The sequence below is a fragment of the Chloroflexota bacterium genome (genome assembly GCA_026710945.1).
Classification (GTDB): Bacteria; Chloroflexota; UBA11872; order VXOZ01; family VXOZ01; genus VXOZ01.
On sequence record JAPOQA010000042.1, the window covers coordinates 1 to 11,851 of the forward strand.

The window sequence follows — 11,851 nt, forward strand, 5'->3', positions numbered from 1 at the left end:
CGCCCGGTCGGAAATATCGTGGCGGCGGTGCGCCGGCGCTGCGGCTGTTGCTGACATAGCTCCCATCCTGCTACATTGGTTACTACCTCAGCTTACCACCACTACCTTACTTTGACGACACACCCTAGTTGGCGACCGAATTAAAGGGCTAAAGCTGGCGAAACTGGCGGATCAATTCGGTCAATCGGAGACTTACCAGGAGTGGAAGGATGGGAAGTACCCGACGACGAATCGTCAAACGACATGAAGCGAGCAGCTAACCTTCTCTCCTTCGGCCTGCTTTTCATCCAAAATGTCCTGCCTGTAGAGTGTCAGCCGTGTTTCATAGCACGCCAACGGGGTCCCTGCCCTAATCTCTCCTATTGAGTATACTAGGAGTGTGGAGAGTACTAGCCCACCCATAATTTGTGGCAGGTTGCACGTTGGCAGGATAGGATTAATGGCACGTAAAGAGGCGAGTGAAACCAAGAAGAAAGCAGCTAGAGAAGCGGCAGGAACATCTGCTGCACATGACGAAGAACCCAGTGGCGTGACGCAAACCGGAGCCGCCGACGCTGCGGAGGATGCGCCCGACCCGGCAGTCTCTGCCGAGCGTCAATTGAAAGACCTTGAGACCGCGGTGGCTGCCGCCAATGAAGCGCTTGCGGCGAAAGAGGAAGAGCTGCAGCAAGTGCGTGAATCTCTGGCCCGCGCGCGGGCCGATTTCGCCAACTTTCGGCGGCGCACACAGCAGGAGCAAGAAGAGCAGGCAAAATTTGGCACCGCTCTTCTGGTAGCGGAGTTTCTGCCCATTCTCGATAACTTTGAACGTGCATTGGACACGATCCCCCGCGAACTTCGCTTCTTTTCGTGGTTGCAGGGCGTTGACCTTGTCCATCAGATGGCGCGAAATGTCCTTGAAAAACGCGGTCTGCAGCCCATTGACACGCAGGACAAGCCGTTCGACCCCAACTATCACGAGGTAGTGCTCCGCGAGGGCGAGGACGACGACGGCGAGGTGGTCGTGCTCGAAGAGCTGCAGAAGGGGTACGTCATGTACGATCGCGTCTTGCGTCCCAGCCTCGTCAAGGTAGGACCGCCACCGAGCGCAGATGATGCGGCTGAGCAAGAGGATGAAGATGGTGATGTAGCGGAGGCGGGTTCTGCTTCCGATGCACAGTCGGCTGCCGAAACTGACCAGACCTAGGCCTGAATGGGTGAACTGAGACTACATGAGCACGAAAGCCGACTATTACGAAACACTGGGCGTGAGCCGCAACGCATCTGAGGCGGAGGTCAAACAAGCCTTCCGCAAACTTGCCCGGCAGTACCATCCCGACGTGAACAAAGACGCAGATGCCGAGACGCGCTTCAAAGACATCAATGAGGCCTATGAGACGTTGCGCGACCCTCAGAAGCGGCGTGCCTACGACCTCTTCGGCCACAGCAACGGGCGTTCCGGCGGCATGCCACGGGGCGTTGACCCTGCGGACATGGGCGGCATCGGCGACATCTTCGAGGCATTCTTTGGTGCCGGCGCGCGTCCCTCCGCACGTTCCGGTCCGGAAACCGGCACAGACCTGCGCATGGATTTGACACTCGATTTTGCGGAAGCAGTGTTTGGCGTAGAGAAAGACATCGAAGTATCCCGCCTGGAGGCTTGCACGGACTGTTCCGGCAGTGGGGCGGATTCCGGGAGCAAAATAGTCACCTGTTCGGCCTGTAAAGGCCAGGGCCAAGTCCGTCGCATGCAGTCGAACTTCTTCGGTCAGTTCACCACGGTTGCCACATGCTCCCGCTGTGGTGGCGAGGGCAGAGTGCCCACCGTGCGCTGCGGCACCTGCACGGGCAGCGGGCGCACCAAGCAAAACCGTACGATCTCCGTCAAAATCCCAGCCGGCGTGGATTCGGGGCTGCGCATTCGTCTTGGCGGCCAGGGCGAAGCCGGGCCGAGGAACGGCCCCCGCGGCGACCTCTATGTCTTCGTAAACGTGCGGCCGGACGAGCGCTTTGCGCGTGAAGACGACGACATCCACGTCGACTACCGCGTCAACTTTGCGCAGGCCGCTCTGGGCCACACGGTCAAAGTACCTACTTTGGAAGGCGACGAAAGCCTGGATATTCCCCCCGGCACCCAATCCGGCTCTGTATTTACGCTGCGCAGACGCGGTGTACCCCACCTGAACGGCGGCGGCCGGGGCGACCAGCACGTGCACGTGCACGTTGATATTCCTCAGCGGTTGTCGGCGGAACAGAAGGAACTCCTTCACGCGTTGTCAAAGACATTCGGCCACAACGCAGGCCCGCATGATGACAAAGGCTTCTTCGATAAGATGAAGGACGCACTAGGGTGAACCAAGTCTGGTTCGGCGATAATCTGCCCATTCTCAAACAGCTTCCCGATAGCTCATTTTCTCTGATCTACATTGATCCTCCCTTCAACACGGGAAAGGAGCGAAACTACACTCGTTTACGCACTATACCGGATGAGTCCGGGGACCGGGTGGGATTCAAAGGAAAACGTTACCGCACGATCCGCGTGGGTAGCCAGTCCTATGCAGATTACTTCGACGACTTCATGGAATTCTTGGAACCGCGCTTACGAGAGGCTCATCGTCTTCTTACGTCTAATGGTACGTTTTACTTTCACATTGATTACCGCGAAGTCCACTACTGCAAGATATTGCTCGACCACATCTTTGGTAGAGAGTGCTTCCTCAACGAGGTGATTTGGGCCTACGACTACGGTGGACGCACCAAGCGCAAATGGCCCCCGAAACACGATAACATCTTGGTCTATGTCAAGAACCCGGACGATTACATCTTCAATGTCGAAGCCATTGACCGTATTCCCTACATGGCGCCGGGTCTTGTGGGACCGGAGAAGGCTGCGCGCGGAAAACTACCTACCGATGTCTGGTGGCATACCATTGTGCCGACCAACAGCAAGGAGCGCACCGGCTACCCCACGCAGAAGCCGCTCGGCATACTGCGACGCATAGTCAAAGCATCTTCTAATCCGGGCGAAACGGTGCTCGACTTTTTTGCCGGCAGCGGTACGACAGGCGAGGCAGCTCATGAGAATGGCCGATCATTTGTATTGGTTGATAGCAACCCTGAAGCTCTAGAAATCATGGTAAAGCGCCTCTCCAAGTGCAAGGCAGAATTCATAAACTATGACCTAACACCGCATGTTGCGCATCCACAGGAACTCTCGCTATTTGACTATCAAGCTTCGCAAAGGTAGTTAGCCCTATGCGCCGACAGATTGACGACCCAAATGTCAAGCTACTCGCGTCTATAGCACAAAGCTTACGTGAAGACTATTTTGATCCCGAGGAAGAGGAAGCATGGCGGGGCAGTCCGTTCAGCTGGATAAGAGAGAGACCATCAAGGCAGGTTGGCAAGATTGGCGAGCAGCTTGTGGCAGGTTGGTGTGCCGCTAAAGACCTCAATGTATTGAGAAGCCCGGACGCTGAAGCAGATCGCATAATCGAAGAAAAGCGAGTTGAAATCAAGTACTCTAGACTATGGAAGAGCGGCAGGTACGTATTTCAGCAGTTTCGGGACCAAGATTACGAGTATGCCATCTGTCTTGGTTTGTCGCCCTTCACTGCCCATTGTTGGGTGATCTCCAAACCTACTCTGCTACAACATGTTATCGGTCACCGACCGCAACACCGAGGTCAGGAAGGTGGCGACACGTTTTGGCTACATGTCATTCCAGATTCTCAAGAACCGTGGTTGCAACGGTGTGGTGGCAAACTAGCGGATGCGTTTGGCATCCTACAGACCTTTCGATAGATCAATTCCAAGTCAAGTGCCTCGGGGATGACTAAGAAGCGCTGGCTGGAACTCTCCGTGCGGGCGCATCAGGAGGCGGCAGAGACCGTGGCGGCGCTGCTGCACAAGTGGGGCGAGGGCGGCGTTGCCATCTTTCAAGAGCACGAGCAAGAGACCGTCGACCACGATCCGCGTCCGGTCGGAGCCTGGCTGACTCTAACGAGCTATCTCCCTGATACCGTTGCCCTGCCTTCCCGGCGCGACGGACTGGAAAGAGACCTCTGGCATTTGCATGCTTTCCACGGCGATTTGGTCGGAAGACTGGAGACGCAATGGGTTGCGGAAGAAGACTGGGCCAATGCTTGGAAGCAGTTCTATACCGTGCTCCACGTCGGCGAGCGCCTGGTCGTGAAGCCGCGCTGGCAAGACTACGATCCTCAGCCGGGTGAAATAGTGATTGCACTCGATCCCGGCATGGCCTTTGGCACCGGCACGCATCCCACCACCCAGCTCTGTCTGGAAGCGCTGGAACAGCTGCCGGTAGCAGGGAAGAGAGTCCTCGACGTGGGCACAGGCTCAAGCATCTTGGCCATCGCCGCTGCCATGCTCGGCGCGGCGGCCGTTGAGGCGCTCGATACGGACTCCGTCGCCGTGGCCGCCGCCCGCGATAACGTGGCACAGGCGGGTCTCGCCGGCGCCATCACTGTGATAGAAGGAACCCTTCCGATTTCCGGTACTTCGCCCGTCTATGACATTGTGCTCGCCAACATTACCGCGCAAACGCTCATCTCGTTGGCTCCGGCGCTGCATGCTGTAGTTGCACCGCACGGGCGCCTTCTCGCCAGTGGCATCATTGACCAGAAGGCTAATGATGTGATCGCAGCCTTCGACGCGGTAGGGTTTGACCTGCGCAACCGCAGAGAATCCGGCGACTGGGTGCTGCTCGAAGTGAGTCTGTCTTCATAAGGGCAAGGCTCTCCCGATAGTTGCCGCCAGTGCCGAGCGCCCGCGAGCGGTGCAATAGGGATGCTTTGCTTGTGCTACTCTCCAAATGGGAAACCCTTAGTAATCTACGCTGCAGACAAAACTAGGACCAATCAGAGAACCTGCCATAGAAGGAGTGAAACTCGATGACGGAGCAAACGAAGCGCGTCTACGTCATTGGCCTGGACGGCATGATGCTGCCCATGTACGAGCGATTCGCCGCTGAGGGATTGCTGCCGAACCTCAAGAAGCTGGCGGATGCCGGCATTGTCGGTGAGGCCTACCCATCCATGCCGGTATGGACGCCCACCAATTGGACGACCCTTGCCACAGGCGCGCACACCGGCACGCACAGTGTGTCGCGTTGGTTCCTCAATCTTCCCACGCCACGACATGAGGAGCAGACGCTTTCCGCCTTCGTGCGCTCGGCGGTAGCAGCCGAGAACGTCTTCGAAGCGGCCGCCAAAGCCGACCTCAAGAGCGTCGCGATTCACTATCCGGCGGCGTCGCCCAGCCAAGCGCCTCTCGCCCACGTCATCGACGGCTTCGGCCATCCCAGCTACGGCACCACGCCGTTTGAAGTCACGCCCGCTTGGGGGTACACAAATCTGAAAAGCGTCACCAATAGCACGCGTATCAGCTTGCAACCGGCACGTGCAGCGACAGATACTGCCGGGAGCGTCCAAGCTTCACTGCTGGATACGGCCACTCAGCCCTCATTGGAAGACGGCACCTGGGCTAACCTGCCGGAGCAGGCAGCAGGGGGCAAGGCGCCATTGGAATTCCCAATTGAAATCATCACGAAGCGCGACGGTGAGAATCAGACCCTCTGGGGTCTCGTCCTCGACACGCATGGCGCAGGTTACGACACGATCGCTATCTGCGCAGAACGCAACTGCCAAACAGAACTCGGACGCACCCGTGCCGGCGCATGGAGTGACTGGATCTATCGCTCCTTCATAGTCGAGGGCACAGAACAGCCGGCGGCCTTTCGCTGCAAAGCCATCGAAATTGCACCGGACGCAAGTCGTCTTCTGCTCTACCGTTCCCAGGTCATGCATGTAGACGACTTCTGCGAGCCGGCTGACTTGAGCGCCGAACTGGTCGAGCGCTTTGGCCCGTATCTGGAACACGCCTCGGTTTTTCCGTACGTCTGGGGTATTGCCGATCTGGACACCTGCATCGAAGAGATTGAGTACCAGTGCCAATGGATCGCACGCGTGGGCAAGTACCTGCTTGAGGAGCAAGACTACGCGCTGCTCTACACCCACATCCACATCTTCGATTACATCAACCACATCTTCCTGCCGCTCGTCGATCCTGCCTGTCCCGGCTACCGGGAAGAAAACGCCGCGGAAGGCTGGCGTGCCTACCGCGAGTCATACAAAGTAGCCGACCGCCTCTTTGGCACGCTCTTGGAAAGTGCACCGGAAGACACTGCCGTCTCCGATGAAGTCGCCGTAATGGTGGTTTCCGACCACGCTGCCATTCCCCAATTCCGGGCTACCGACATACCGCGCCTGCTCCACGATAACGGCTACCTGGCCTACAAAGAGCCGGTGGCGCACTTCGACCCCAATGAAGACTTTGCCAAGATCGACATGGCGCGAACCAAGGTATTCATCACACCCGTGCGCAACTACGAACTCTTCATCAATGCGGCGGAAGGGTCGGATGAGTACCTGCGCATTCAACGCGAAGTCATCACGCTGCTGCGCTCGTGGGTGGATGCAGAGACCGGACAATGCCCGGTAGCGGTAGCGCTCCCCAAGTATCATGCTGCGCTCTTTGGCTGTTGGGGGGACCAGTGCGGCGACATAGTCTATGCCATGGAGGACGGCTTTGTGAGCGGCTACCCCGGCGGTGAAGCGGAGGGGCAAGACCCCTACGTCTTCAAGCCCGCAGAATACGGCGCGCACCACGGGCCGTACCTGCCCACCGCCCGCACGGCGCTCTCCTCCAATTTGGCATTCTTGCTGGCGCATGGGCCCGGCCTGAAAAGCGGCTATCAGCGTCCGGTCGACCGACTGGGCTACGTACATCTCACAAGCGTCGTGCCGCTCGTGAGCCATCTGCTCGGCTTCGAACCGCCTGCGCAGTGCCAAGGTGCGCTGCCACGCGACTTTCTGGAAGGCATCGCGCCCACCGCCGACCGCGCCGACGACCTGCCGGCTTGGGAGTGGGGTACGCAAGTGGACGGCTGGGGGGATCGCGTGTGGACACAAAAGCGCGACATGTTCGAAGGCTTCATGCCGGGCTACGAACGCAAAGACTGAAGCAATATTAGAGTGAAGAGGGGCGGGCATGAACATGCCCGCCCCTCTTCATTCCTGCTCCTTCGCATCGCTCTTCTGTAGTCGGCTATACCAAGAGGAATCCTACCTAGCTCAAACAGTCTAGATGGAGTTGGGAATATTTGCCGTAATCACGCCACGCAGAGTTCCGCCGCTGCCGCCGGTCACCGTGAACTCATATATCCCCGGCGGCAGAATCAGTTCCATCGTGTAATTTTGCCCCGCGGAGATTGAAGCAGTCTGTTCTTCCATCTCTTCCCCACTGATCGTGAATGTCCGTGACTGTTGCGCCTTATTCTCAATCACAAGGTGTACCGGCCCGCGCGGCACGGCAATTGCAGATGGTGATACGCCCTCAGCATCGATGGTAACGACGACATCGTATGGTTCCAACTCTTCGACCTGAAGTTCGCCCAACATCGCTTGCTCATCCAACGGCCTGTCTGACGCCGTCGGGCCGATGCGGCACGCGCTCAAGCCAATTAACACCAATACAAGCAAAATGCTTGCCGCTATTCTCATGAAACCCTCCACGTCTCTTTAAATTCTGCCGCATCCACTGCACGCCATACCACCACGGCAGGCACGCCTATGTCCAGTACGTCTGTTGCACCATAGAGTATCATTTTGCGTAAGATTCTGCATCCCTTCATCCGTCTAAAGTTGGGACTCCGGTAGAGACACGGGTGGCTGCGCCGCAGCCGTCACGGTCCGGAGCGAGCGCGGCAGTTCACGCAGCGCCGCGTGATTGCCCTTGCCGTGCCGTTTAACGCTAACAATCTCCGCCATGACGGCCACGGCGATTTCCTGCGGCGTCCGCGCGTTGATATCGAGCCCAACCGGCGCATAGACACGCGCCAATTGTTCGGACGTCACGCCTTCCTCGAGTAGCCGCCGATAGACGGTGATTACGCGCCGCCTGCTCCCAATCATGCCAATGTAGGGCGCCGGCGAATCGACAACCTGACTGAGCACTTCTTCGTCGTGCTCATGCGCACGGGTCACGAGCACCAGATAGGTCGATCGGTCAATTGCCACATGCGACGTCATTGTATTGAACGGAATACAGAATACCTCGTCGGCATGGGGAAAGCGTTCACTCGTGGCAAAGTCCGCGCGGTCGTCCACTACCATGACTTCAAAGCCCAAGATCTTGCCGATTTCATGCAGCGGAACGGCAATGTGACCGGCGCCAATCACAAGGAGCCGGTCAGGTGGTAAGAGGGGTTCGAATAGTAATTGCACAAAAGTGCGGCTGCGACGTGGCGCCGGCGTTCCATCCGGCATGTAGTGTTCGAGCCGTGGCACGCCCTCCTCGACTACGTTCACGGCCTGTTCGCGCGCAACTCTGTCTAGCATTGCGGAACCCAATGTGCCGTGAGCCCGCTCGTCTGCAGTGACGAGGAGCTTTGCGCCCGGCGCCATGCCAGGGCCAACGCCTCGCGCATTCACCAGGGTGACCATAACCGCCGATTCGCGGCGCCTGAGTATCTCGGCCACATGCCGTGCCAGGGTTAGCATCGGCGCACTCGCTGTACATGCATGGGATATCTCGCCATAATTGGAGTTTCTTCTTGGCAGCCTAAGCCGGGAACATGAAATACACAGTGAACAATCGCATGTGAATTGCGACAACTCGCCGGTTTTCACATGGAATCGGCCCAAGTGACCGGAATCAGGCATTCACTGGCATAGGAGGACGGCTACCGGTTGTGAGACCGGCTACTCCCCACTGCCGTGCGCACCGTCCACAGACGTAGTCTCCGGCTGCCACACGTCAATAAACACCGTGAGAGTCCCGCCGCAGACATCACCCATGACGTCGTCATTCAAGTCTACCTCTACAACCCGTGAAGCTCTCTCTCGTAGCGCCGCCGTAGCTTCTTTCCATACTTCCGCCTCAACGCAGCCACCCCCGATGGTGCCCTGCGTGCGGCCGTCCTCTTGCACCAGGAGCTTGGCGCCCACCTTCTGCGGCGTGGAGCCGCGTGTTTGTATTACGGTGGCAACAGCCAGGCACTCCGCTTGCTCTAACCGCATAACGACGTCGTCATAGACTGTGCGCATGCGCCGCTCTACTCCTGTCTCTTAGACTGTTTTCAATGATAGTGAAGCCCTTAGGGCCGGTCAAAGCGAGAGCGCCGCGGCGGGGACATGTCGCGCCATGCACCTGCAAATGGTCTTGCGCGCGCCAATGAATCGTCTCGCGTCTCAACCCGGCGGCCAGCCGAGCTTGCGGCCGCCCAAGAGATGTAGGTGAAGGTGGTCCACGGACTGCCCTGCCGCGCGACCGCAGTTGAACACAAGCCGGTAGCCGGATTCGCCGATTCCCTCCTGCCGCGCGATGGCATTCGCAGCGAGGAACATCTCACCAAGCACCGCCGTGTGCGTTTCATTGAGATCGGCAACCGATTCAACATGCTCACGCGGCACAATGAGCACGTGCGTTGGCGCTTGCGGCGTGATGTCGCGAAACGCCACGATCTGCTCACCTTCGTATATGAGCTCCGTCGGCAAGCTCCGATCTACAATGCCACAGAAAATGCAGTCCATCTGTCACCTCGCTTTGCTGCGATCGACACACGCGCCTGCCAGGTAGGCCTACCCGCCGGGATTCCTCAAGGCACTTCGGTCTCAGTCTGCAAACGTGCAGCCTGTTTTCGTTGAGGTCCCTTTCTCTCCATGTATTGGGACGGAATCGAATGCGACGAAGGACCAATCCGGTGTCCTAAACTACGTCCCGGCCGCCATTTCTCCGAGCACACCGTCCATGTGTGGTTTCAAGAGCCGCACTGTACTCAATGTGCCTGCAGCAATCGTATCACTCTTGACGTACACGCGCAGGTAGTTATCGGCGCATCCGCGCCAGAGTCCTTCGGATTCTTCCTCCCACACAACGTCCAGCGCAGTGCCGAGGAAGCGCGCAGCATACGCCTGGCGCAGTGCAGGTACCTTTGCCAGGAGTGTTTGCACCCGCCGCTTGCGCGTACCGAACGGCACATGCCCGTCAAAGTGCGCCGCGCTGGTACGAGGCCGCACCGAATAGGGGAAGACGTGCAAATCGGCATATCCCATCTCCTCGACAAACGCAGCAGTTTCGCCAAATAGCTCCTCCGTTTCGCCGGGAAAGCCCACGAGCACATCGGTCGTAAGTGCAAGCTCAGGGCAAACCTCGCGCGCGCGCCGCACGATTTCCCGATACTCGTCCAGCGTGTGACGCCGATTCATGCGTTTCAAAACAGCCGGACTGCCACTTTGGAGCGGGAGGTGCATATGCCGGCAGACGCGGGGATGCGCGAACAGATCCAAGAAACTGAAATCGAAGTGCATCGGATTGATCGAACTGATACGGATTCGTGGGATTTCTGTCTCAGCGAGCAGGCGATGGATGAGAGTCGTCAAGCTGCATCCAGATGCGGGGTCCTCATAGTCGCCAATACATACACCTGTGAGCACCGCTTCCGCTACGCCTTGCGCATGGAGGTCTTGTACACGCCGGACAATCTCAGATGCGGGCCGCGACACCGAGCGGCCGCGCGCTCGCGGCACAATGCAGTACGCGCAGGCGTGCCAGCAGCCGTCCTGGACTTTGACGAATACCCGGCTGCGGGTCCGATTTGTTCTTGGCTGCAACAGAGCCGCATAGGCCAGTTCTTCCGGTGAGAGCGGCTCGGGCACTGAAACTCCGCGCTCCCGTAGTGCCCCAGTGACAATGTCGACCAACTCTTCCTGCCGGTCTCGCTGGATCACGAAAGCGTCCGGCGCCACGCTCGCCGCTTCTTCGGGGGAAACCGCCGCATAACATCCCGTGACCACCAAAACGCCGTGTGGGCTGGCACTCTGGGCACGGCGGATCATCTGGCGCGACTTGCGGTCGGCCACGTGGGTCACCGTGCAGGTATTCACCACGTTTACTTCAGCCGGTTCGCCAAATGCCACTGGGTTGAAGCCGGCTTGCACGAATCGCTCGCGTATCTCCTCCGATTCCGCCTGGTTCACCTTGCAACCAAGCGTAAGCACAGCACAGCGGGGCGCGCCCTCTTCTCTCTGTGCGGGTGCTTCTTGCTGTTGTTCTACGAAAGCGACTGACATCGTTTCGGCCCGTGCAAAGTGTTGGTAGCCATCAAAGCGTTGCGTTAGATTCACAAACAATCACGCTGTTCATCGCACCTCCTACTTATACCACACCACTCTGCCCCCTTGACCGCTGCAGTGAATAACGCGGCATCATCAGCGTCAGCTTGCCCGGTAGCGCAGGTTTGCAACCTGCGTCCGGGTGTCGCCCCCGGAGACATGGCCTACCTCGTGTCGCGCTCGGGGCGGGACTCCGGCAAGAAGCGGGGGACAAGCCCCAATGCTGCCGCCTCGAACGCCACAGTGAATAGCGCGGGGCGTAATCAGCTCGCCCGGTAGCGCAGGTTTGCAACCTGCGTCCGCCGCCGTCGCCCAGACCTACCGCCTACCTCGTGTCGCGCTCGCGACGAATATCCTGCAAAAAGCGGGGGACAAGCCCCAATGCCACCGCCTCGATCGCCCCAGTGAATAGGGCGGGGAGCAATCCGCTTGCCCGGTAGCGCAGGATCGCAACCTGCGTCCGCCACCGTCGCCCAGACCTACCGTCGACCTCGTGTCGCACTCGGGACGCATATCCTGCAAAGAGCGGGGGACAAGCCCCCGCGCTACGGCGTGCGTATGGGGGGGGGGGGGCGCGTACATTGAGCAGGGCACGCCATCGGGGCTAGGCGCTCAGCGGTCCCTACTCTCGGGACTCACGCTCATGCCCGGCCAGCACGTGAGTGACCGCTGCGTCA

11 protein-coding genes are annotated in these 11,851 nt (G+C 58.8%); 6 read left to right on the forward strand and 5 right to left on the reverse strand.

All coding sequences use genetic code 11. The annotated features are described in order from the left end of the window. Positions 1-439: 439 nt before the first annotated feature. The 6 genes from grpE to OXE05_08805 all read left to right on the forward strand — a co-directional run bounded on the left by grpE (position 440) and on the right by OXE05_08805 (position 7,022). On the forward strand, positions 440-1,186 hold the full coding sequence (gene grpE, locus OXE05_08780) for a nucleotide exchange factor GrpE (GenBank protein ID MCY4437408.1): 747 nt from the start codon (positions 440-442) through the stop codon (positions 1,184-1,186). A 25-nt stretch (positions 1,187-1,211) separates the two neighbouring features. Continuing rightward, the gene (gene dnaJ / locus OXE05_08785; protein ID MCY4437409.1) at positions 1,212-2,333 is read left to right on the forward strand and encodes a molecular chaperone DnaJ; all 1,122 of its coding nucleotides are present in this window, start codon (positions 1,212-1,214) and stop codon (positions 2,331-2,333) included. Next, the gene (locus OXE05_08790; protein ID MCY4437410.1) at positions 2,330-3,226 is read left to right on the forward strand and encodes a site-specific DNA-methyltransferase; all 897 of its coding nucleotides are present in this window, start codon (positions 2,330-2,332) and stop codon (positions 3,224-3,226) included. The genes dnaJ and OXE05_08790 overlap by 4 nt, the downstream gene beginning before the upstream one ends. 8 nt (positions 3,227-3,234) lie before the next feature. Further along, positions 3,235-3,783, forward strand: coding sequence for a hypothetical protein (locus OXE05_08795; GenBank protein MCY4437411.1), 549 nt, complete (start codon positions 3,235-3,237; stop codon positions 3,781-3,783). A 27-nt stretch (positions 3,784-3,810) separates the two neighbouring features. Beyond that, positions 3,811-4,728 (forward strand): 50S ribosomal protein L11 methyltransferase, encoded by a 918-nt coding sequence (gene prmA / locus OXE05_08800; GenBank protein ID MCY4437412.1) that lies wholly within the window; start codon positions 3,811-3,813, stop codon positions 4,726-4,728. 164 nt (positions 4,729-4,892) lie between these two features. After that, the gene (locus tag OXE05_08805) at positions 4,893-7,022 is read left to right on the forward strand and encodes an alkaline phosphatase family protein (protein ID MCY4437413.1); all 2,130 of its coding nucleotides are present in this window, start codon (positions 4,893-4,895) and stop codon (positions 7,020-7,022) included. 120 nt (positions 7,023-7,142) lie between these two features. On the opposite strand, the gene OXE05_08810 is transcribed toward OXE05_08805, so the two are convergent. The 5 genes from OXE05_08810 to mtaB all read right to left on the reverse strand — a co-directional run bounded on the left by OXE05_08810 (position 7,143) and on the right by mtaB (position 11,186). After that, positions 7,143-7,562: a cupredoxin domain-containing protein gene (locus OXE05_08810; protein ID MCY4437414.1), complete on the reverse strand. Its 420-nt coding sequence runs from the start codon at positions 7,560-7,562 to the stop codon at positions 7,143-7,145. A gap of 135 nt (positions 7,563-7,697) precedes the next feature. Further along, positions 7,698-8,561: an XdhC/CoxI family protein gene (locus OXE05_08815; protein MCY4437415.1), complete on the reverse strand. Its 864-nt coding sequence runs from the start codon at positions 8,559-8,561 to the stop codon at positions 7,698-7,700. A gap of 201 nt (positions 8,562-8,762) precedes the next feature. Further along, positions 8,763-9,107 carry an XdhC family protein gene (locus OXE05_08820; protein ID MCY4437416.1) on the reverse strand — a complete coding sequence of 115 codons (345 nt, stop codon included), beginning with the start codon at positions 9,105-9,107 and terminating at the stop codon, positions 8,763-8,765. A 144-nt stretch (positions 9,108-9,251) separates the two neighbouring features. After that, positions 9,252-9,593: a histidine triad nucleotide-binding protein gene (locus OXE05_08825; GenBank protein ID MCY4437417.1), complete on the reverse strand. Its 342-nt coding sequence runs from the start codon at positions 9,591-9,593 to the stop codon at positions 9,252-9,254. 180 nt (positions 9,594-9,773) lie between these two features. Next, on the reverse strand, positions 9,774-11,186 hold the full coding sequence (mtaB, locus tag OXE05_08830; protein ID MCY4437418.1) for a tRNA (N(6)-L-threonylcarbamoyladenosine(37)-C(2))-methylthiotransferase MtaB: 1,413 nt from the start codon (positions 11,184-11,186) through the stop codon (positions 9,774-9,776). Between the last annotated feature and the right edge of the window lie 665 nt (positions 11,187-11,851).

Excerpts from the sequence above, each read along its gene's own strand:
- grpE (MCY4437408.1), top strand. The coding sequence starts at position 440 with ATGGCACGTAAAGAGGCGAGTGAAACCAAGAAGAAAGCAGCTAGAGAA.
- dnaJ (MCY4437409.1), top strand. The coding sequence starts at position 1,212 with ATGAGCACGAAAGCCGACTATTACGAAACACTGGGCGTGAGCCGCAAC.
- OXE05_08795 (MCY4437411.1), top strand. The coding sequence starts at position 3,235 with ATGCGCCGACAGATTGACGACCCAAATGTCAAGCTACTCGCGTCTATA.
- prmA (MCY4437412.1), top strand. The coding sequence starts at position 3,811 with ATGACTAAGAAGCGCTGGCTGGAACTCTCCGTGCGGGCGCATCAGGAG.
- OXE05_08805 (MCY4437413.1), top strand. The coding sequence starts at position 4,893 with ATGACGGAGCAAACGAAGCGCGTCTACGTCATTGGCCTGGACGGCATG.
- OXE05_08810 (MCY4437414.1), bottom strand. The coding sequence starts at position 7,562 with ATGAGAATAGCGGCAAGCATTTTGCTTGTATTGGTGTTAATTGGCTTG.
- OXE05_08815 (MCY4437415.1), bottom strand. The coding sequence starts at position 8,561 with ATGCTAACCCTGGCACGGCATGTGGCCGAGATACTCAGGCGCCGCGAA.
- OXE05_08820 (MCY4437416.1), bottom strand. The coding sequence starts at position 9,107 with ATGCGCACAGTCTATGACGACGTCGTTATGCGGTTAGAGCAAGCGGAG.
- OXE05_08825 (MCY4437417.1), bottom strand. The coding sequence starts at position 9,593 with ATGGACTGCATTTTCTGTGGCATTGTAGATCGGAGCTTGCCGACGGAG.